The sequence below is a fragment of the Acidobacteriota bacterium genome (assembly GCA_016712445.1).
Lineage (GTDB): Bacteria > Pseudomonadota > Alphaproteobacteria > Caulobacterales > Hyphomonadaceae > Hyphomonas.
The window spans coordinates 262,714-281,761 of sequence record JADJRB010000001.1; the positions used below are offsets into that span (position 1 = coordinate 262,714).

A 19,048-nucleotide genomic window follows, 5' to 3' on the forward strand; every position below is an offset into this window, starting at 1 on the left:
CCCGCGTCAGAACGGGTTGATGTCGCCGCCGCCCGGGCCGCCGCCGCCCGGGCCACCGCCGCCGCCGCCCGAGACAGCCGGGTTGACGGTGACGCGGTGCTGGACCTGCGAGGAAACACCGGACGGGTTCGTCGCCGTGACGGTCACGTCATAGACGCCGATGGCCGAAGGCACGCCGCGCAGCTCGCCGCTCGACAGCGCCGTGCCGCCCGGCTGGCCGGTGACCCCGATGGTCAGGCCGGAGAAGCTGAAGGCGCCGCCGTTGACATACTGGGCGTAGCGCACCGGCGGCAGGGTCTGGCCAAGCGTCATGGTGATCGCCGGGATCGACGACCAGACAGGCGCGGCGCCGGCCGAGACGTTGACCGTCTGCAGGGCCTGCACCGCCGCGCCGAAGGCGTCGGTCGCGGTCCAGGTGATGGTGTAGTTGCCCGCCGTCGTGGGCACGCCCGACAGCACGCCGTCGCTGACCGACAGGCCCGGGGGCACACCGGTTGCGGTGATCGTGAGGGCATAGGCCGGTGTCGTGCCCGCCAGGATGAAACTGCGGGCGTGCAGGAAGCCGACGCCGGCGCCCTGGACGACATTCCAGACCGGCAGCGCGACCCAGCTCGGCGGCGTCGTGGGCGGCGACAGCGGGTCATAGCTGTGCAGGGTGATCTCGACCGTGTCGGCGAGCCCGCTCTCGTCGGTGACGCGGAAGGTGACGGTTGCCGGCGCCTGGATCGGCGGAGCCGCGCGCGCGAGGATCGCGCCGGTCAGTGTCACGCCGGTCGGCAACGCATCGAGCGCCTCGAAGGTGCGGTTCTCGGCCGGCGAATCCGGATCCGTGACCAGCGTGTTGAGGTCGACGATCGTGCCGCTCGAGCCTGCCTCGAAAGCATAGGACCGGTCGACGCCGAAGGCCGGCGCAACGGGCGGGTGATAGGTGGCAAGGCGGCGCAGCTCGGCGAGCACATAGGCCGAAGCCGAGCCCTGCGAGGCCATGAGGTAGAAGTCCTCCGCGTCGAAGGTGGCCAGGATCGTATGCGGCAGGACGCGCGGCCGGTAGCGCTCGTCGTCGAACAGCACCGTCACACGCGGGTCGGTGATCACCGTCCCCTCGAGCGCGTCATGATCGCCGAGCGGCGTCGGATAGAGGCCGGAGGCCGCGATCAGGTCGGCAAGGTTTGCCGCGATCAGGTCGAGCGGCTGGCCGGACGCGAGGCCTGCGGCGATGGCCGCGATATCGGCCCCTTGCCCTTCGAGATCCTCGACCAGGGCGGCCGCCGCGAGGCGGTGCACGTCAAGCGCGGCGAGATACCAGGCGAGCGTCTTGACCGGCCCGCCGCGCCGCGTCGTGACCGTGCCGTCGCCGCCGAAATCGGCGGGCTCGTTGATCACCTTGCCGAGGGTGTCGACATCGGTGCCGGCATCGATCAGTTGCTGGGCGGTCGGTGCGGGCATCAGGCGGCTCCCATGTTGGCCGGGATGGTTTCATTGACGAGCAGGTCAAAGAGGTTGACCGCCGCGAGCGCGCCTTCGCCGTACTCGGCGAGGAAGGCGAGCGTGTCGAAGTCCTCGGGCTCGATCGCTTCGATCCGCAGGCTGACATTCCAGCGCCAGCGCCCGGTCGTGATCTCGCTGGCCTGGGCGAGCGAAGCGAACCGGCAGGCAAAAGTGCGGCAACCGTCGCGGCTCATGCCGGGCAGCCAGAGGTCCGCCTCGAAGACGCTGCCCGTCACTTTCTGGGCAAAGGCTGTCAGGATGTCCTGCTCGAGTGCCGAGAGGCGCAGCGCGAACGTGTAGACGCCCGGCACATGGTCGAAGCGCCGGCGCTCCTCCTGCCAGCCGGTGTCCATCTCGAAGGCCTCGACGCCGAAGTCCGGCGTCAGGGTCTGCGACTGGAAGATCGGGCGCGGCAGGGCGCGCGGCCAGGTCAGCCTCGTCATGCGCCCTCCCCGAGATCGGCGACGTAGTTGGCAGCGGTCACGGAGAAGGCCCGCCCGGTGGGCGAGACCTTGCGCACCGTCAGGTCGATGATTGCGGCGTCCGGCGTGGATACCGCGATCAGGCTGGGCACGCCGGCGTCATCCCCGGTCAGCGCGACCGGCAGCGCCTCGGCAAACTGCAGCACCCGGCCCGGCAGGCCGGTCGCCGGCAGCATGTCGCTGACCTCGCCCTCCGGCGTGCGGATGACCACGAACACCGGCCCCTCCGGCACCGGGCCGGACACCAGCAGGCGCAGGCCGTCCGCCCGCACGAGCCGCACCGAGCGGCCCCAGTCGAACATCGGATGGGCAAGGCCGATCCGGTCGAACCGGCCGAACAGGTTTGCCGCATCGGTCGTCTGGAACGTGACCTCCATGTTGCGCCGGTTGAGATCGTCCCAGAGGTACTTCGCCTCCTCGACCGCCTCTGCCGCGTCGGTCAGCCCGAGCGGCTTGACCGTGCGCGGAAACAGCGCGCTTTCCGGCCAGCGCACCTGGCGCTCGGCGAACGTCTCCGGGTCGCGGTACTCGATCTCGACGCCGTCCGGATCGCCCTGGCGCCGGAAGGCCCACTGGATCTTCAGCGAGTTGGCGATCACCGCGTCGGCGGTTACGAGGCCGCGCCGCACCGGTTTCGGGCCGTCGACCGCGACGCCGAGGCGGCCGCCCCGCATCACGGGATCGGCGCGCCCGCGCCGGGCCACGGCCTGCAGGGCCGCCCAGAGCGTCTGGCGCGTGTCGAAGACGCCGTTGAAGCCGGAGCGGCCTTCGAGCCCCTCACGCCACGCGGCAAGTCCTTCCTCATGCACGCCCTCGATCGACAGGGCCGCGCGGCCGGAACGCCGCAGCATGATATCGGCCAGCACGTCTGCCGGATTCGCCGAGCGCATCTTCTCGCCCGTTCCCAGCTTAGGGATCAGCATCTCCGTAGTGACGAAGATCCGGCTCTGCGCGGTCTGGGACAGCTCCTCGGCGCCGCGCACGGTCAGCGCCAGCAGCGTCACGTCCCCATAGGCAGGCGCGCCCGGCTCGGTGTCGAGATAGGCCTTGAGGCCCGACCAGACGGTGCGGTCCGTCTCGTTGCGCACGTCGCGCTGGTCGGTGCGCTCGAGGCTGACCCGGTAGCGCCCGGCGGGCACATCCAACCGCCAGGTGCGCCGCTGCGGGGTGGCCGTCGCGGCAGTTTCGGTGAAGCCATACGAGAAGGCTGCGCCGGCGGTCTGGCCATCGTCGCCGATCGGCTGGAACGTGGCGGTCAGGTCGACCGTCATGGGCCGGATCTTGCCTTCCTCGTCGCGCTGCGACAGGCCGCCCGGCCATTCGAGATCGAATTCGATGCGCCGGGTACGGGTGCCGGCGGGATTGGTCACGAAGGGGCCGACGATCGTCGACCCGCCCGACAGGATCGCCAGGTCGAACTCGCCGGTCCCGCTGCCCGACAGCGGGCCCTGCACCGTCACCCGGGACCCCTGCACCTGCGCGACGACATAGTCGCCATTGGCCGGGCTCTTGCGGACGACGAGCTGGTCGCCGGTTGCCGCCTGGCCCGCGATCGAGGAATCCTCGAACGTGATCACGCTGCCCGAGAAGCTCGCCCTGGCCCGGCCCTGGAACTTCATCCGGGCGCCGAGATCCTGGCTCGCCACGTCGCCGGAGGTGAACACGTTCTCCTCGATCGGGAACACCGCCGGGATCGCGCCCAGCCGGCCGCCATGCGCCGCAGGCTTGAACGCCTGCCATTCAACGAGGCCCGGCGGCAGGTCGCCCACGGGCGTCTCGCCCAGGCGGACAGCCTCGACCTCCAGCTCGCCGCCGCCGAGGCACAACAGGAAGGCGCGGATCTCCTGGTTGCCCTCGAACCAGCGGTAGGACTGGGCCGCATAGTCCGGCGTGCGCGTCACCCGGCCGTAGCAGAGGGGTACGGGGGCGCCCAGCTTCGCCTCGTTCGCCGACAGGCCCACCGAGTAGACGCTGCCCGCCTTGCCCGCTTCGTCCGGCGAGGGCGCCTTCGGCATCAGCAGGAACGTCGCCGCGATGCTCACGACAATCGCCGCCGCCACGATCGCCCAGGTGATCGGATCGACGCCGCGCGGGGCGAAGGCCAGCACGAGCTCGTCGGTCGCACCCATCGACCGGTCGAACACCTCGTCGCCGGCGCGCGCGGTTCCAGAACGCGGCCGGCGGGCGCGGGAAGCCCTCGGGCCACGCCTCCGCGAGCCACGCCTCCACGGGGCCGCTATGCTGGACGATGCGCGGCGGCAGGCCCGCCGTCAGGTCATCGACAATCAGGATCCGGCCCAACGGGCAAACTCCCAGTCCGCAAGGTTGATCTCCGCCAGCGGCGTCCAGCGGACGCCCCGGCCCTCGGCCGTGTCGAGCAGGCCGCCCGCGATCACGATGCCGGCATGCAGCGCGCGGCCCATCGAGGGCGAGAACCCGATCGACCCCTCGCCCGGCGCGCAGCGCTGCCATTCGGACCCGTCCAGATGCCGGGCGAATATCGCCGCCCGCGCGCGGGGACCGGCGGCCGCCTCCATCGGATCCGGCGGCACCGGCCAGCCCATGCGGCGGCAGGCCTCGAGGACGAGGCCCCAGCAATCGAGCGCGTCAGGGTTGCGACCGACCGGCACGTAGGCGGCGCCCTGCAGGGCGTGGATGACCGCGGCGGTGCTCATATCCGGTCGAGCCCTGGGAAAAGGCCGCGCCGGTAAAAATCGACCGGGAACGGAACATTGACGAGATCGCCGAGCGTGGCCGTTGCGGTGACCGTCTGGCCCTGGGCCGCAATCCCGGTAAGTTCGAAACGCAGGCCTGGCCGGATCGGCGCCTCGCCGGTCGATCCGTACACGTTGTAATCAGCGAAGATCGGCTCCGCCGTTGCGCCGGCGGCGGCCAACTCGCGGGCAAAGCCCGGGCCGGAATTGAACAGCGAGATCTGCAGCTCGTACCGGCCGGAATCGTCGAGTGCCGGCAGCTTCACCTCGAAGCCGTGCGGCAGCGCCTCGACCCGCTCGCCCCGCACCTCGCAGAAGAAGGCGGTGCGCTGCGTCGTGATATGGTGCGTCCGCGTGAAGGCGGAATGCACGAGGCTCAGCACCTCGCGCGGGATGTCATCCGGCGGCGCGGTCGTCCAGATGCGTTTCTGGCGCGCGGAGGGCTCGCTGGTCATCCGGCGCCGTAGGCCGGGTTGACGCCGTACCGGCCTTCCATTGCCATGCCGATCCGGCCGCCGCCGCGGGCGATATCGGCTGCAACCGCTTCGATGAGGATCTCGACCTCGCCGGCCGAGTTGCGCACCTCGCGCGCCAGCGTGCCCGGCGCATTGTTGTTGACCGTGACGCGGGCGCCCGCGACCGAGACCTGCGGCCGCGCCAGCGGAATCGCCCGGCCGGCGTTGATCGCCTCGAGCAGCTGCCGGTTGGCGCGCGTCGCATCGGCATTGACGATGAACTCGCCATTCGAGGCGCGGATCGGGATGCTGTCACTTCGCGGCCCTCCCGGGCCGGTCACATAGCCGCCCTGGGCGAAGCCTTTGCCCGCGCCGGTGATCGCCGCGATGATCGAGGCACCCTGCGCCGCGATGACGGCGGCCGAAGCGATCTTCTGTTCGAGCGTGATCTTGGTCGGATCGCCGAACACCTGGGCCGTTGCCTGCGATATCTTGATGGCCGAATCCGCAATCGCGAAAGCCTTGCTGATCGCCAGAGCTACGCGGGCGGCTTTCGACTGCTCGCCGCCGAGCTGCTTGAACAGCTCGCCGACATTCGCGAACAGGCCTTCATAGGCGTTCAGTTGCGCCGAGGCGGCGCTGCGCCGCGCATCGAGGATGGCCGCGTTGGTCGAGTCCTCGAGCTGCTTGCGCTCCGCCTGGAACTCCTCCTCGACGATGAGCCCGGCCGCGAGCCCGTCCTTCAGCGCCGCCAGCTTCGCCTCCTCGGCGCGCCGGATTCGGGCGATCTCGGTCTCGAGCGCGTTCTCGGGGTCGCCGAGTGTAAGCAGCTCGTCGCGTGCGAGACGCCGGCGTTCGCCGTATTCCTCCTCGAGGGCGGCCAGCGCTTCCTGTTTGAGCGTTTGGTCTTCGATCTCGCGGTTGATGCGTTCGCGCTCGAGTTGGTAGTCGCGCTCGGCGATCTGCTGAATGCGGCCGAACATCTGGTCGCGGGCGTCAATGACATCCCGGACGTAGGCCTTCTCGCCTTCGAGCTGCTCCTTCTTCGCGCGCTCGCGCTCGCTTTCGCGGTTGAGCCCCTCGGTGAAGGCCTTGAATTCTTCGACCTCGAGCTCCTCCACCGCCTGGGCATAGAGGTCGAGCGCCTGCTTGCGCTGCGCTGCCCGGTCAGCTTCGGACTTGGCGACCAGCTCGATCGCCGCGAGGCGCTCGTCGCGCAGCGCGGCGAGCTGCTCGCGCTCGGTCGTGAAGGTGGCCGTGTAGGCGCTGGCCAGCTGGTCGAGCACCTGCTCTGCCGCCTTCACTTTCGTGTTGTCGACAGTGACCTCAGCTTCGCTGTCAGCGACTTCTGCCCCGATCGCCACAAGTCGCTCGCGTAGAAGGCTTGCCGCTCCCCTGACATCGCCTGCCAAAACCTTCTCGAGGATGTCGCGACCACCGCCTGCACCTACTAGACGAAAACTCAGCTGGATCTGCTGGCCGTTCAGCTTCGAAAGACGCTCGCGCGCGATGTCGAGCTCATCATTGAGACGGCGAGCGGTGCGCGACAGCGAGCCGTCGGAACTGGCGCCGCCGCTGGGCGTGAGGGCGGCGGCACGGTTGCGGCGTTCCTCGACAGCCCGAAGCTCCGCCTCAAGCTGTTGAACAACCTCAATCTGTTCTGCGACTTCCGAATTGACCGTCGACATGTCGGCGACAAACTTCGCGATAGTCGCGTCGTTCATTGCTTCCGCAAGATCGCGCATCGCGGTCGCGAGGATACCTACCTCTTCGCCGGCAGCCTTCGCGCCATCCGCCATCGGCTTGAAATCCGCGCGGCTCACGTACGCCTGGAGTATATCGAGGGCGCCTGCTGCACCTTCGGCCGACTTCTGGGAACGCTCGATAGCGGCGTCAGCCGCAACGACCTGTTGCGCAAGCAGTACGTATGCACCCGCGATCACGCCGATGAGGAGCGGAATCGGCCCACCGAAAACGCCTGCAGTGATGCCGAACAGACGCATCGCGGCAGTGGCGGCAGTCGCGCCTTTTGTGATTGACGCAAATCCGGAGACGGTGGCGAGGAGCGCCTGTCCTGCGAGCGCGCCACCAAGCACCGCTGCGGCCACGACGGCCGCATTGGCGAAAGTGTCGAGATTGTCGGCTGCACCTTCGATAAATCGCGACAAAGCCTGCACGGAATTCTGCACACCTTCGTTCGATCCGACGAACTCGATCAGCTTGTTCTGCAGGCGGATGAACGCCTCGGTCACGCCGGTCGTCATGCCGTCGAACTCGGTGCGCAGCTTGCCCGTCTGCGACAGCAGTCCGGAGAACAGCTCGTTGCCCGAGATGTCGCCGGCCGCGATCAGCTGGCGCAGCTTTGCGACCGAACCGCCCGCCTTGTCGATGCCCTCCGCAAAGGCCTGCGCCAGGCGCGGCGTGCCCTCGACGATCGAGTTGAACTCGCCGAGCTGGACGCGCGGGCTCGCGATGGCCTGGGAGAGCTGCGTGATCGCGCCCGACACAGCCGCCGCGCCGTTGTTGGCGATCTGCGCGCCCTTCGAGACGCTCTCGACGAATTGCAGGACATCCTTCCGGCTCTTGCCGAGATCCTTTGCCGACCGGGCAGCGGCGCCCGTCAGGTTGCCGAGCGAGGCGAGCGGCACCGCCGCCTCTCCGGCGATGACGTTGAGGTCAGCGGCCGAGGCCTTCGCATCGCCCAGCACCGCCGAGTATTGCTTCAGCGTGTTGACCGTGTTGCGCCATTGCTCCTCGTACTGAAGGATCTCCCGGCCGGCGACTGCGACCGCGATGCCGACCACGGCCCGGCGCACGTCGCGCGCCATCGCATCGGTCGAGGCGGCGATCTTCTTGTTCGCATCGGAGAACGCGCGCTCCGCCTTGCGGGCGGCGTTCTCCGTGCGGTTGGCATAGGTGACCATCGCGCGCTCGAAGCGCGAGATGTCGGCCGCAAAGATCGTGCGGATGCGCTCGAGATCCTCGTCGCCCATGTCTTACAATCCGTGCAGGTCCAGAAGGGCGGCGGCCTCGTCTTGCGAGAAGCCGCCGAGCGAAGCGCCGCCCGCCTTGCCGCCTTCCGGCGGCCGGTGCGCGGCAGCGTGCCCGATCAGGGCGCAGTCGTACTCCCAGAGGGAGAGGGCTTTGACCGTCTGCGGCGGCCACCCGAGGGCGGCGCCGTTTCCGAAGTATTCGGCCCAGTTGAAGAAGCCGCCGGGGAGTGTCCGCCAGACTGGCCGTCCTCCCCCGTCACCTTTCCCAGGGCGTCGAAGTCCACCTCGTCAGGGCTCGCGCGCCGCAGCGCGTGCGACATCACACCGGAGGCGACGACCCGCAGCTCGACAAGGCTCTCACCTTCCAGCCAGCCGGAAACGGTTGCCTCGGCCTCAGCTTCGGTCATCCCGCCGCCGGTCAGTCCGAGCCGCAATATCGCCTGCAGCTGCGGGATCTTTCCGTCGCCGCCGCTCACGGTCCAGAACAGCCGCTCGAGCGGCGTATCGGTCTCGGCCTCGAGGCGCTGCAGCTCGCCGAGCCGCAGCGCCAGGACATGCCGCTGCCCGCCGACCTGGACGGGCAGCAGCGGATTGTGCGGCTTCATCAGGCGGCGTCAGCCAGCGTCGTCATGCCGACAAACTCGAGCGTCGCGTTGAGCGCGGCCGGGGCGTCGGTGGGCATGTCGATCGAGTTGAGGATGAAATGCGCCGGGCCGATCTCGGTGCCGATCAGGTCGCCCTGGGCGCCGCCGTTGATGGCGTCATAGTGCTCGAGCTTGACGAGCACCGGCTCGACGGATTCGTGCATCGCCCGCAGTTCTTCATACGCGGCCCAGCCACGATAGAAGCCCGAGCCCGACAGGCTCATGCCGGTCGAAGTCACGTCCTTGATCTCGACCGGGGTGGCGCCCGGCGTGTCGCAGCCGCGCGAGATCGCAGTCGTGTTGATGTTCTTCGTGAACGAGAGCTGCTTGCTCTCCGAGAAGATGCAGGTCTTCGTCCAGGTGACGGTGCCTTCAACGTCTTCGCCGAAGTAAAGCACGAAGTGGCGGCCACGCTCCGTGTTGGCGTGGGTATAGGCGGTCTCGGGCATGCGAGAATCCTTTCAGGGGTCGGAAGGTTACGGGGCGTGGGCGGTGACGTGCAGGAGCACGTCGAGGCGGCTGCGATCGATGCCGGGATCAGGATCCCCGATCGAGCGCAGGCGCTGGGGACGGATGAAGTTGACGGTGTGCCCGGGCACTTCGAGGCCGCGGTTGAGCGTCAGCCAGCAAGCCCGGCCGATCGCCCGGCAACGGCTGCGGCTTTCGCCCTGGTCCCAGACGTCAATCTCCACCCGAAGGCGGTCGGGCGAGCAATCCTCGCCGGGTTCGATTTCGTGGCCGGCAAGGATCACCGCCGGATAGCCCTTGACCGCGCGGCCCGCCGCCGAGCGCGCGGGCGGTGCGTCGAGGATCTGTACGGGCCGGCCGCCGAAGGCAGCGATCACGTCAGCCGAGGCGGTAAGCGCCGCAACGATCGCGGCGACGACGCTGTCCTCATCGGTCATTTCTGTGCCACCAGCTTGCGTGCCGCGCGCTTGACCGAGGAGCGCAGTCGCGAGCGATAGCTGCGGGCGTTGATCCGGTAGGTCGGGAAATAGGTCGGGATCGCGCCGGCGCCCGGGTGTTTCATCACTGTGCCCTTGCGCGGCCCGCGCCGGTAGATCCGGTCGCCGGCGGCCGTGCCGAATTCGCGCCAGCGCGCCCAGAATGCCTCGTTGTCGCCGACCTGCACGGTCCACACCGTCTCGAAGGTGCCAGTCACGGGATAGGCCTTGACCGTGCCCTGCAGTTTCGGATCGTCCGCATACGCACGCTCCAGCTGCTCGGCGAAGTGCTTGGCATTGCGGGAGGCCGCCTTCTCGACCTCCTGCTTCAGGAGGTCGGGCAGGCGCCGCATTTTCTGGGCATGGCGGCGCAGCGCCGCATTATTCATCGTCAGCACGGGTCGCGCCTTTCACGGCCGTAAAGGTCAGCCAGCGGCCGAGCTCGTCGATCACCGGCTCGCCGGTGAGGTCGAATTCGGCCCAGAGCGGCGCCGTGAGGTTCAGCTGCTTCAGCCGGGCGTCCGCGCCCCAGGTCCGGGTCTCGGCATCGGCGCGCATGGTGATCTCCGCGATCACCCGGCCCTCGGCGCGCTCGCGCACAGCCTCCTCGCCCTTCAGGTACCGGATCTCGCAGCGGCGCGAGGCGCCGGCCATCCAGGCGCCGCGGCCACGTCCTGCCGGCGTGTCACGCTTCAGGATCTGCACGCGGTGGCGCAGGCGCCCGGCCCAGCTCATTGCGGATCTCCGGCCGTTTCAGGTGTGACGCGCGAGGCCTCGCCTTTCGCCTCGAGCTGGTCGAAATGGGCGCGCTTCATCGGCCCTTCCCAGTCTGCCGGATAATCGCGGTGCCAGGTGCCGTCCGGCGATCGATAGGTGCAGGCGCGCAGCGTCCGTGCCCGGACAATCCGGTCTGACATGGCCGCCTCAATCGACGATGACGAGCGGCCCGGCGACCGCGGTCACGCCGCTGCCGAGGCTCGCGCCGCAAGGCATGTTGTCCCAGGCCTCGACGCCATAGCGGCGCAGCGGCGCCATCAGCGCCTCGACGCCCATCGGCAGGCTCTGCGCGCGCGCCTGGCTGACGACGACCTCCTCCCGGTTGCGGTACCAGTGGCCGGCCAGCAGCTTGACCGCGTGGCGCACCGAGGCGGGCACGTCGCTGGCCTCCGGGCCGTAGCCTGCCTCATAGTCGACGCGAACGGCGTCCGGCCGCGTCGCCACCTCGGAGGGCAGCTCATAGCTGTCGAGGAAGTGCACGCGCACGCCCGAGGCCTCGCGGATCAGGTCATAGGCCGCGGGCTTGATCAGCATCTCGGTCCCGTCCGGATCGAGATAGGTAATGCGGTGCAGCCCGATCACCGGCGCGAGGCGCAGCAAGGGGCGGCGCGTGAAGTCAGGCCAGTAGTCGCGCCAGCGCGAATTGACCCAGACGCGCTGCCAGGGCGTGTCGGTCCCGGTCAGGTGCGCTTCAGCCGCCTCCGCCAGCGAGCCGATATAGGCGTCGTCCTCGCCATGCTCGACCTCAAGATGCTTCTTGAGATCAGCCAGCGGGACGAGCGGCTCGGCCGGCTTCGTCAGGCGGAGGGACTGCAGCGCAGCGGGTCGCATCAGCCGACGCCGCCAGGATTGCCCTTGACGTCAGAGGGCCCGGCCTGGCTGTCGCCCTCAACCTTGGCCGACGCGCCGCCGGCAGCCGCTCGCGCCGCGTCAGCGGCTTTCTGGGCAGCGGCGGCCTGGCGCGCCTCCTCGGCCGCGCGTGCGGCTTGGTCCCGGGCTGCAGCCTTCGCCTTCTCGGCGTCGTCAGGATGTTCGTCATACTCGGTCTCGGTGATGGCCGGACGCGAGCGCAGGTAGGCGATCGCAGGATCGACGCTCAGCCGCTTCGACCAGGCGGCAAGGTCAGCCTTCGTCGCCGCCTTCCAGCTTGGCTCGCCGAGCATTTCCTTCGCCTCGCCTTCCGAGCGCGCAATGTAGGGCTGGCCCGTCGTGTAGACGTCGGTGCCGAGATAGACCGGCCGGGTCGCGACCAGCGTCTTCATCAGTTTCTGGCTCATGGCCGGTTCCTTCAGGGTTGGGGATCAGGAAGGCGGGGCGGCCGAAGCCGCCCCTGCCAGAGGGTCAGGCCGATCAGGGCGTCAGGGCCGTGATGCCACCGCTCAGCGTGCCGGTGATCAGCGCGGTCTCGCGGTAGATCGCGAGCGCGAGACGCTCTTCGGCCAGCACGGTCACCATGTTCTTGGTGAAGTTGTCGGCGTCTTCGGTCGAGAGCATGACTTCCGGATCGTCGCGGTCGAAGATCTGGGCGGCCTGGTCGAATGCGCCGGTCAGGTAGTTGTTGGCCGTCATGGCATTCGTCGCCACGACCGGCAGGCCCCACAGCGTCGGGCCCAGCTCGCCGGCGGGATAACCGATGATGTAGCGGTTCTCGCCGTCCTTGGTCAGCTCGATCACCGTCCAGTCGATCGGGTTGAGCACGAAGCCGGACGCCTGGTACTCGGCCACCGACGACTGCAGGGCCGCGACGCGCAGGACGTCCATGCTGTTCGGTGCCGTGATGGCGCCGGCCGCGATCGGGCTGGCGAATGCGGTCGCTGCCGTGACCAGTCCCTTGATGTTCCCGCCGGTACCGGAACCGAGCAGAAGCTGCAGCTCCTCACGGTAGGACAGCCCATAGCGCAGGCGAGAGTCGATCTGCGAGGCGAGGCCCGGGGCATCGTCCATTGCCTGGCGCGACACCTTGATGAAGTGCGCGATGGTGGCGACCTTCGCGTCCTTCAGTTCATAGGTGATGTCGGATTCGGCCTTCGCAGCGCCCTCCGTCGCCTGCACCGCAGCTGAGTTCGTGACGACCAGCTCGCGCACGAACTCGACCGCGTTCGAATTGGTCCGGCCCTGGGCGATCAGGCCGCGCACCGTCATCCGGCGGCGAGCGAGAGGGACAACGCCAGGCTGGCGCTGCGGATCGATCAGCGGACCCGCCGAACCGGCGACCGAGGTGATCGACTTGAGGCCCATCTCGCCTTCGACCTTGATCCGGGCGCTCTGGCCGCGCTTGCCTTCGAAGCCCTTGAAGGCCTCGCTCTCGACGACCTGCTGGCCGATCGATTTGACCGGGGACGGATCATTGCCGCCGCCCTTGCGGCCGACCTTCTGCGACAGCTCGGTCAGCTTCGCCTCGAGCGCCGTCAGGGTCTCGTTGTTCTTCAGGAGGGCGGCATCGACATCCTCCTTCAGCTTGGCGTGGCCGGTCTTGGTGTCATTGAGGCCGGAGGTGAGTTTGCCGAGCTGCTCGGTCATCTCGCCGTGGTTCTTCTTGTAGTCCTTGGCAAGGTCGCCGATCGACTTGACCAGCTCGGCGGTATCGCCGGGGCCGCCTTCGCCCTCCTTCTTTTCGCCGTAGAGGCGCGGGTTTGCGGCCACGGCCGCCACGAGCGCCGTCATCGACGCCGCTTTGAGTTCCTTCGACATGGGATGTCTCCGTCAGTGGGTTGAGAATGCGTCGCGAAGTTCCGCGAGCGCGGCGTTGAGCGCAGTCTGATCGGCGGCATCCCGCTCGCCGGCATAGGCCGAGTATCCGTCGCGCGTGATCCGGAGTGCCTCGGTTTTTGAGAACCCTGCATCCCGCAGGAGCTTCTCGAATTCGCGTTTTGTGAGCTGCCCGCCGGCGGCGAGCTTGGCCTTCACCGTCTCGATGCGGGCCTCGTCATTGGCCGGGAACGTCACGACCGAAATCTCGCGCAGCTTCAGCTGCGTCAGCGTCCAGATGCGGGTCTCCTCGTCGATCGAGTAGCCCTTGACGTAGTAGCCGATCGACAGGCCGGAGATGATCCCCGCCTCGATCATCGACGCGATCTCCTTGGCGCGGTTCACCGAACCGGTGAGGAGCTGGCCGCGCACCTTCAGGCCCTTGTCGTCCTCGACGAGGTCGAGGTATTTGCCGATCGGCTCATCGGAGTTGTGGTTCCAAAGCACCGGCAGCGGGCGGCCCGACGCCTTGATCGCCTTGATCGAATCTGTGAACGCACCCTGGGCGACGATCTCGTTGTAGGAATCGACATTGCCGAACACCGAGCCGTAGCCCTCGAACTCGGCGCCGTCCTTGGTCGCCTTGATCTCGAAGGCGAAGTCCTTGTAGCAGGCGCCATCGAAACGCTTCGCGTACGGACGGTTCTTGTCAATCGGCAGGCGGATCATCGTCTGGCTCCGTGGTCTGGGCGCCGGCCACCGGCACCATCTGTTGCTGCATGCGAAGGTCATCCCCGCCCGTCTTCGGCGGCAGGCCCATCCGGGCCCGGACCTCGTTTGGCGCCTTGATGCCGCCGCGCACGTAGCGCTCGTCGACTTCCGCCATCGTCTTCGAATCGCCCTCATACAGCGCCTCGAGCGGCATCGTGGGCTCATAGCCGCGCGCGCGCTCCTGGGCGCTCATGAGCTGGCGGCGCACCTCGCCGAGGATGCGCTTGACATAGGGCTGCAGGGTGATCGTGCCGTAGGCCCGGAACTGCTGCTCGAGACCGGTGCCCCAGTTGCTGGCCGCGCCCGTATAGCCGACCAGCCAGGGCGGCATCCCGAACCAGCGGCAGATCTCCTCGACGCCAAACTTGAACTGCTCGAGCATCTGCGAGTCGGCGGGCGTCATCGTCACCGTCTTCGCGTCGAATCCGCCCTCGAGCAGCATCATGCCGCCCGCCGAACCTTGTCCGGTGAAGGGCTCGATGATGTTCTTCTTGACCTGCGCGCGCTGCTCATCGGTGAGGACAGCGCCCTCTTTCGTGGTCAGGATCATCGACGGCCGGACGCCGCTCCGGATCAGGTTCGACTGGTGACGCTCGAGCGCCAGCAGACGTCCGAATGTGTGACGGGCGAGCGTCAGTACCGGCAGGCCGCAATCGAGGTCTTCGCCGAAACCCGGGATGAAAAACACGTCCGCCTCCGGATAGACGCCCTTTCGGGGCCCGCAGGTGACGACGAACTCGCGCGCGCCGTCCGCGTCCCGCCGGCAATAGGTCTGCGGATGCGGCGGCAACGGCTCGAGCGCGTCGAGGCTGCCTCCGGTCTGCAGTTGCAGCGAGTAGTGATTGCCGCGCAGGACGAGCTGCAGCATCACCAGCTCCCAGAACTGCTGCGCCGGCTGGTCGGCGTTCGGCTGGTCCCCGAGGATGCGGACAAGCCGGTGATCGTTGGCTCGCTCGAGGGTCCCGGTCGAGCGGTCCACCTTGTTCATCGTGAACGGCAGGCAGCTGACGCTCTCCGACAGCTTGCGGGCGCAGGCATAGGCGGCGCCGATCTGCAGCACGCTCTGCTCGGTGACGCTCTCGCCCGCATGGCTCGAGCCGCCGCTGAACTGCGACCAGAACCCGCCATCCGTGAGCCGGATCTTCTTGCCGCGCCACAAGTCGAACAGCCCCATGTCAGGCCGCCCGGATGATCGGGTTGGACAGGAACGCGGAGAGGTCCTCCGGCTTGTCGACCTCGACCGTCATCGACAGCGCGAGGGCGTTGAGCGTCGCGGCCACACCGTCGATGCGGCGCACCGACTTCGCCTTGTTGGGCTTCGCATTGCCGCCCGCGTCGATATCGACGCAGGTGTTGGCGACGTTCCAGTTCATGACCGCATGCCCTCCGTGGACGATCTCGTCGCCGATCACCAGACGTTCGAATTCCGCCGTAGGCGGGCCGAGCGTCATGAAATTCTGCCGGACCTCCGAACACGGGAGGCCGTCATCGATGAAGTGCTGCACCATCTGCTGCGTGTTCCAGGGATCGAACCCGAGCCCCTCGATCACGAACAGTTTGCGCAGCGCCTGGATGTCTGCCTCGACCCGGTCGAAGTCGGTGACTTCCCCCGGCGTGGCCGTGATCAGACCCATGTCCGCCCAGGCCTGGTAATTGACGCCGTCCGACTTCGTCCGCTCCCGGATGTTGTCGGCAGGACACCAGAACTTGAGCGCCAGCACCCATTTGCCAGGCACCGCCGGGTTGTCCGGCGGGAACAGCAGCGCGAGGGCCGACAGGTCGCGCACCTTCGCGAGATCGAGCCCGGCATAGCACCGCGCGCCAACCAGCTTGTGCCAGTCGATCGGATGCTTCCGGTCGTTCCAGTCCTGCTGGCCGATCCAGGCCGTGACACTGTCGGTCCAGATATTGAGGTTCAGCCGCTTGAAGCTGTTTTCCTCGGCCTTCGACTGCTTCGCCTTCCGGTAGGCCTCGCGCAGCGCGGAGAGCTTCGGCGCGCCGTGCTTCAGGCCGGGATTGGCCTTCGCCCAGGTCGCCTCGTCCTCCCAGTTGTCGTTCGCCGCAGCGGCGAAGATCCGGACATACAGGTCCGGCCGGTAGAGCAGTCCCTGGCGCGCCTGCAGGGCGGTCAGGTGCAGCTCGCCGCAGAGGCTCGCCAGGTCATGCCCAGCGGTCGTGATGAACACCGAAAGCGGCTGGCGCCGCGTGCCCTGGGCGGTCGTCATCGCCTCGTACTGGTCGCGGCCCTTCCACTCGTGGACCTCGTCGCCGATCACGCCGTGCGGGTTGAGCCCGTGCTGGCTGCCCTTGCCGAGCGGCACGAAACTGGAATCGCTGGCCTCGTGGGCCATGCCGCGCTTCGTGGTCTCGATGATCGCGGCCAGCTTCGGGTGCTTGCCGACCATCGCGACCGCGTCGTTGTAGACGAGCTTGGCCTGCTTCTCGCTGCCCGCGATCGAGTAGATCTCCGCCGCCGGCTCGTTGTCGCCCACCATCAGGAACAGGGCGATCGCCGAGGCGAGCGTCGACTTGCCGTTCTTGCGAGGCACCTCGATCCAGGCGGTGCGGTGCTTGCGCAGACCGTCCGCGCCGAACCAGCCGAACAGCTGCCGGATAATCCGGCGCTGCCAGGGCGCGAGCTTCAAAGGTTTGCCCGCCCACTCGCCCTTGCGGTGGCGGCAGAAGGTCTCGATCCAGCGGACGGCGCGGTTGCCTTCGTAGGGATCGAAGATCCAGAGCGCGTCCGCCTGGTCGCGGTAGCCCCAGAGCCTCGGCGGCGTGTTCAGCCGCCGGCGCTCGCACACCCGCCGGGCGAAGGCAGCGGCTTCCGGATCATCGGGCGCTGCAAGCCGGAACCTAGTTGAACCGGGCGGGGTCGGCATCGTCGCCGGCCTCGTTTCCGTCCGCCCCCGGAGCATTGAACAGGTCGCCGTCGCCGCCGGAGCGGCCGAGCAGCTTCAGCGTCAGGTTGGCGCGCGCCAGAGGCGACATGCCGAACCGGTCCTCGAGATCCTTGAGCGCGCCGGCCAGGGCGCGGCGCTCGGCGAGCAACGGATGGCGCCGCCACATGGCGCCCGCCTTGCCGTCGCCGTCCTTGGCGATCGTCGGAACGAGGATCGTCGAGCCTTCCGCGCGGATCTGGTTGCTCATGGCCCAGTATTCGGCCACCAGGTCGCAATACCGGGTCAGAGCCTGCCGGTCTGTGCGCTTAACCCGCCCCATCTTGACGAGATCGGGGGCCAGATGCGCCCAAACAGCCCGCGAAGCCGGGCAAAGCTCCTCCGGAATCGACCCGTCCAGCGCCTCTGCAGGCGCCTCGTCCGGGGTCTCGGTCTCAGTGTCGTCAGCGTCAGACATGCCGACTCCAAAAAAAAATCTCCCGGAAATTACCCCGGGCGTAAAAGTTGACTGGGCCGCGGGTCCTGGAACAGGGGGCCCCACGGTTTTTTACCCCCCCCAGCGGGCCCGAAAGCCCGCTTTCCGGGCCTCCGCGAATGCGGTGCGCCACTCCCAGATGCGCACCGGCTCGACCGCGCTCAGCACCGGCAGGCCCAGCTCGAGCGCGGCCGCGTCAAGCGCCAGCTCGCCCCGATCTTCGAGTTCCTGCTTCGGGCCGTCATGCCAGGTCCTGGCCATCGGTACCCAGAGATCCTTGCGCCAGAACAGCCAGCTCAGATTGCAGTGCGGATACCAGTGGTCGAGCGTGTCGGCGGCCACCGTCCGGCCCTCGAGCTTCAGCGACGGCCGGCACAGCGGCTCCCGGCCAAGGACCGTCTTGCGCGCGGCCCGCCAGCGGGTGCCGTAACCGCGGCTGGCCGCCGAGCCGCGCTGGTCATGGTCAAGCGCCGAGCGCTCGCCATAGCTGGCCGGATCGAGGCGGGAAGCGCCGGAGACACGCCCCGGCTTCAGAATGGGCGGCCTGCTGGCCATCATCCGTCCCCTGACAAAGTGGCAGCGCCGTCCGGCTGGCAGTTGCGAGCGCGCCGAGACCAGCGCTGCCAAGGCTTCAGGGTGTGGGCGAGGTGTGCAGAGCCGGTACCGTTGAGGCCCGGCCCGGCGCCGAGGAAGCCAGCGGACACAGCTCTGCAACGTGGCGAAAGAACAGACTTTTCGAGTCCCAAGTCAAGCGACCCCAATCAATCCACAAGGATGCCGAGCTTCGGCGCCACCGCCTCAAGCCCTGTAACCATTACGTTTTGAGCGATAATTCGGCCCTCTGAAAGCCGTATGGCGCCGCAGGCCGTGACGGCCCTCGAAAGGGTCTGGTTGAGCAGAATCACCCTCACCGCCACTTCCACCGCCCACGGATGAATTCCCGCAGAATCCCTGCAGCCATCGGCGAAATCGGCCACCAGACGCCGCGCCCGGCGCACCGAATCAGCCGCCTGCGCCGCGCCGCCATCGGAGGCCTTGCAAACCCTGCGAATCGTCTTGCGGCCCGAATAGCCGCCCGGGCTGCCCGCTGCAGGGGTGCCGAGCGTGCCCCAGAACTCCTCGCCGAGTTCGATCAGGCCGGTGAGGCCCTCGACGGTGCGCATGTTGCCCTTGCCGTCTCCGGCCTGGCCAGAGCGCGCGCCGGGCGTGCCGCCCGCCATGCCGACGAGCTGGACCGCGTCGCGCAGCGCATCGGCGATCTCGAGGTGCACCGGCAGCAGGACCGACGAGCCGCTGACCAGCTCGGCGAACCGGTCGCGGGATTTGCCGCGCCCGCGCCGTTCCAGCTTGTCTGCCCGGGCATTGGCGCGCGCCAGGGCGAGTCGGTAGCGCTGGCGTGTTTCCGCGAGCTGGGCGTCGAGCGTGGCGACGAGGTCATAGGCGCCCGCGCCGAGGGCTTCGCCGCGCTGCGCGCTCAGGCGGGCGAGGCGCAGGGGCAGCGTCTCGACCAGCGGCTTGCGGCGGCGCCGCGCGGGGGGTTTCTGGCCGCTTTTCGCGGCAGGCACCGGAGCGGGCGGCGGCGCGCCCTCGCGGCGCTCCCGGGCGGCCTTGGCGCGGCTTTCGGCCTGCCGGACGTGGGCCGCAAGGGCGCTTTGGCGCTGCGGCGAGAGGGCGAGGGTCAGGGTCGGTCTGGGGCGGGCGCGGGGCATGTTTCGGG

The 19,048-nt window shown here is 68.5% G+C and carries 21 protein-coding genes; all 21 read right to left on the reverse strand.

The window, feature by feature from the left end; genetic code table 11:
* Positions 1–6: 6 nt before the first annotated feature.
* Complete coding sequence (locus tag IPK75_01300) at positions 7–1,446, reverse strand: putative Ig domain-containing protein (GenBank protein ID MBK8196974.1); 1,440 nt, start codon at positions 1,444–1,446, stop codon at positions 7–9.
* On the reverse strand, positions 1,446–1,931 hold the full coding sequence (locus IPK75_01305; GenBank protein ID MBK8196975.1) for a hypothetical protein: 486 nt from the start codon (positions 1,929–1,931) through the stop codon (positions 1,446–1,448). The genes IPK75_01300 and IPK75_01305 overlap by 1 nt, the downstream gene beginning before the upstream one ends.
* Complete coding sequence (locus IPK75_01310; GenBank protein MBK8196976.1) at positions 1,928–4,099, reverse strand: hypothetical protein; 2,172 nt, start codon at positions 4,097–4,099, stop codon at positions 1,928–1,930. The genes IPK75_01305 and IPK75_01310 overlap by 4 nt, the downstream gene beginning before the upstream one ends.
* Before the next feature lie 156 nt (positions 4,100–4,255).
* The gene (locus IPK75_01315) at positions 4,256–4,645 is read right to left on the reverse strand and encodes a hypothetical protein (GenBank protein MBK8196977.1); all 390 of its coding nucleotides are present in this window, start codon (positions 4,643–4,645) and stop codon (positions 4,256–4,258) included.
* Positions 4,642–5,139, reverse strand: a complete 498-nt coding sequence (locus IPK75_01320) for a DUF1833 family protein (protein ID MBK8196978.1) — start codon at positions 5,137–5,139, stop codon at positions 4,642–4,644. The genes IPK75_01315 and IPK75_01320 overlap by 4 nt, the downstream gene beginning before the upstream one ends.
* On the reverse strand, positions 5,136–8,132 hold the full coding sequence (locus IPK75_01325) for a tape measure protein (GenBank protein MBK8196979.1): 2,997 nt from the start codon (positions 8,130–8,132) through the stop codon (positions 5,136–5,138). Before IPK75_01325 ends, IPK75_01320 begins: the two co-directional genes overlap by 4 nt.
* A 116-nt stretch (positions 8,133–8,248) precedes the next feature.
* Positions 8,249–8,737, reverse strand: coding sequence for a gene transfer agent family protein (locus tag IPK75_01330; GenBank protein MBK8196980.1), 489 nt, complete (start codon positions 8,735–8,737; stop codon positions 8,249–8,251).
* Entirely contained in the window at positions 8,737–9,225 is a 489-nt protein-coding gene (locus IPK75_01335; GenBank protein ID MBK8196981.1) for a hypothetical protein, read from the reverse strand. The genes IPK75_01330 and IPK75_01335 overlap by 1 nt, the downstream gene beginning before the upstream one ends.
* A gap of 27 nt (positions 9,226–9,252) precedes the next feature.
* A complete protein-coding gene (locus IPK75_01340; protein ID MBK8196982.1) occupies positions 9,253–9,681 on the reverse strand; it encodes a DUF3168 domain-containing protein in 429 nt (142 codons plus the stop codon).
* Positions 9,678–10,118: a hypothetical protein gene (locus tag IPK75_01345; protein ID MBK8196983.1), complete on the reverse strand. Its 441-nt coding sequence runs from the start codon at positions 10,116–10,118 to the stop codon at positions 9,678–9,680. The genes IPK75_01340 and IPK75_01345 overlap by 4 nt, the downstream gene beginning before the upstream one ends.
* On the reverse strand, positions 10,102–10,455 hold the full coding sequence (locus IPK75_01350) for a head-tail adaptor protein (protein ID MBK8196984.1): 354 nt from the start codon (positions 10,453–10,455) through the stop codon (positions 10,102–10,104). Before IPK75_01350 ends, IPK75_01345 begins: the two co-directional genes overlap by 17 nt.
* Positions 10,452–10,637 carry a hypothetical protein gene (locus tag IPK75_01355; protein MBK8196985.1) on the reverse strand — a complete coding sequence of 62 codons (186 nt, stop codon included), beginning with the start codon at positions 10,635–10,637 and terminating at the stop codon, positions 10,452–10,454. The genes IPK75_01350 and IPK75_01355 overlap by 4 nt, the downstream gene beginning before the upstream one ends.
* A gap of 7 nt (positions 10,638–10,644) precedes the next feature.
* On the reverse strand, positions 10,645–11,328 hold the full coding sequence (locus IPK75_01360) for a phage head-tail connector protein (GenBank protein MBK8196986.1): 684 nt from the start codon (positions 11,326–11,328) through the stop codon (positions 10,645–10,647).
* On the reverse strand, positions 11,328–11,774 hold the full coding sequence (locus tag IPK75_01365) for a hypothetical protein (GenBank protein MBK8196987.1): 447 nt from the start codon (positions 11,772–11,774) through the stop codon (positions 11,328–11,330). The genes IPK75_01360 and IPK75_01365 overlap by 1 nt, the downstream gene beginning before the upstream one ends.
* Positions 11,775–11,847: 73 nt before the next feature.
* The gene (locus tag IPK75_01370; protein MBK8196988.1) at positions 11,848–13,161 is read right to left on the reverse strand and encodes a phage major capsid protein; all 1,314 of its coding nucleotides are present in this window, start codon (positions 13,159–13,161) and stop codon (positions 11,848–11,850) included.
* Positions 13,162–13,200: 39 nt separating this feature from the next.
* The gene (locus tag IPK75_01375) at positions 13,201–13,914 is read right to left on the reverse strand and encodes an HK97 family phage prohead protease (protein ID MBK8196989.1); all 714 of its coding nucleotides are present in this window, start codon (positions 13,912–13,914) and stop codon (positions 13,201–13,203) included.
* The gene (locus IPK75_01380) at positions 13,895–15,130 is read right to left on the reverse strand and encodes a phage portal protein (protein ID MBK8196990.1); all 1,236 of its coding nucleotides are present in this window, start codon (positions 15,128–15,130) and stop codon (positions 13,895–13,897) included. Before IPK75_01380 ends, IPK75_01375 begins: the two co-directional genes overlap by 20 nt.
* A gap of 1 nt (position 15,131) precedes the next feature.
* The gene (locus IPK75_01385) at positions 15,132–16,838 is read right to left on the reverse strand and encodes a terminase large subunit (GenBank protein ID MBK8196991.1); all 1,707 of its coding nucleotides are present in this window, start codon (positions 16,836–16,838) and stop codon (positions 15,132–15,134) included.
* The gene (locus IPK75_01390) at positions 16,813–17,313 is read right to left on the reverse strand and encodes a phage terminase small subunit P27 family (GenBank protein MBK8196992.1); all 501 of its coding nucleotides are present in this window, start codon (positions 17,311–17,313) and stop codon (positions 16,813–16,815) included. Before IPK75_01390 ends, IPK75_01385 begins: the two co-directional genes overlap by 26 nt.
* Before the next feature lie 90 nt (positions 17,314–17,403).
* Positions 17,404–17,958 carry a hypothetical protein gene (locus tag IPK75_01395; GenBank protein ID MBK8196993.1) on the reverse strand — a complete coding sequence of 185 codons (555 nt, stop codon included), beginning with the start codon at positions 17,956–17,958 and terminating at the stop codon, positions 17,404–17,406.
* 134 nt (positions 17,959–18,092) lie between these two features.
* Positions 18,093–19,040: a hypothetical protein gene (locus IPK75_01400; GenBank protein MBK8196994.1), complete on the reverse strand. Its 948-nt coding sequence runs from the start codon at positions 19,038–19,040 to the stop codon at positions 18,093–18,095.
* Between the last annotated feature and the right edge of the window lie 8 nt (positions 19,041–19,048).

What these genes read in the sequence shown, in the direction of transcription:
- IPK75_01300 (MBK8196974.1), bottom strand. Translation starts at nt 1,446, where the DNA reads ATGCCCGCACCGACCGCCCAGCAACTGATCGATGCCGGCACCGATGTC.
- IPK75_01305 (MBK8196975.1), bottom strand. Translation starts at nt 1,931, where the DNA reads ATGACGAGGCTGACCTGGCCGCGCGCCCTGCCGCGCCCGATCTTCCAG.
- IPK75_01310 (MBK8196976.1), bottom strand. Translation starts at nt 4,099, where the DNA reads ATGGGTGCGACCGACGAGCTCGTGCTGGCCTTCGCCCCGCGCGGCGTC.
- IPK75_01315 (MBK8196977.1), bottom strand. Translation starts at nt 4,645, where the DNA reads ATGAGCACCGCCGCGGTCATCCACGCCCTGCAGGGCGCCGCCTACGTG.
- IPK75_01320 (MBK8196978.1), bottom strand. Translation starts at nt 5,139, where the DNA reads ATGACCAGCGAGCCCTCCGCGCGCCAGAAACGCATCTGGACGACCGCG.
- IPK75_01325 (MBK8196979.1), bottom strand. Translation starts at nt 8,132, where the DNA reads ATGGGCGACGAGGATCTCGAGCGCATCCGCACGATCTTTGCGGCCGAC.
- IPK75_01330 (MBK8196980.1), bottom strand. Translation starts at nt 8,737, where the DNA reads ATGAAGCCGCACAATCCGCTGCTGCCCGTCCAGGTCGGCGGGCAGCGG.
- IPK75_01335 (MBK8196981.1), bottom strand. Translation starts at nt 9,225, where the DNA reads ATGCCCGAGACCGCCTATACCCACGCCAACACGGAGCGTGGCCGCCAC.
- IPK75_01340 (MBK8196982.1), bottom strand. Translation starts at nt 9,681, where the DNA reads ATGACCGATGAGGACAGCGTCGTCGCCGCGATCGTTGCGGCGCTTACC.
- IPK75_01350 (MBK8196984.1), bottom strand. Translation starts at nt 10,455, where the DNA reads ATGAGCTGGGCCGGGCGCCTGCGCCACCGCGTGCAGATCCTGAAGCGT.
- IPK75_01355 (MBK8196985.1), bottom strand. Translation starts at nt 10,637, where the DNA reads ATGTCAGACCGGATTGTCCGGGCACGGACGCTGCGCGCCTGCACCTAT.
- IPK75_01360 (MBK8196986.1), bottom strand. Translation starts at nt 11,328, where the DNA reads ATGCGACCCGCTGCGCTGCAGTCCCTCCGCCTGACGAAGCCGGCCGAG.
- IPK75_01365 (MBK8196987.1), bottom strand. Translation starts at nt 11,774, where the DNA reads ATGAGCCAGAAACTGATGAAGACGCTGGTCGCGACCCGGCCGGTCTAT.
- IPK75_01370 (MBK8196988.1), bottom strand. Translation starts at nt 13,161, where the DNA reads ATGACGGCGCTCGTGGCGGCCGTGGCCGCAAACCCGCGCCTCTACGGC.
- IPK75_01375 (MBK8196989.1), bottom strand. Translation starts at nt 13,914, where the DNA reads ATGATCCGCCTGCCGATTGACAAGAACCGTCCGTACGCGAAGCGTTTC.
- IPK75_01380 (MBK8196990.1), bottom strand. Translation starts at nt 15,130, where the DNA reads ATGGGGCTGTTCGACTTGTGGCGCGGCAAGAAGATCCGGCTCACGGAT.
- IPK75_01385 (MBK8196991.1), bottom strand. Translation starts at nt 16,838, where the DNA reads ATGCCGACCCCGCCCGGTTCAACTAGGTTCCGGCTTGCAGCGCCCGAT.
- IPK75_01390 (MBK8196992.1), bottom strand. Translation starts at nt 17,313, where the DNA reads ATGTCTGACGCTGACGACACTGAGACCGAGACCCCGGACGAGGCGCCT.
- IPK75_01400 (MBK8196994.1), bottom strand. Translation starts at nt 19,040, where the DNA reads ATGCCCCGCGCCCGCCCCAGACCGACCCTGACCCTCGCCCTCTCGCCG.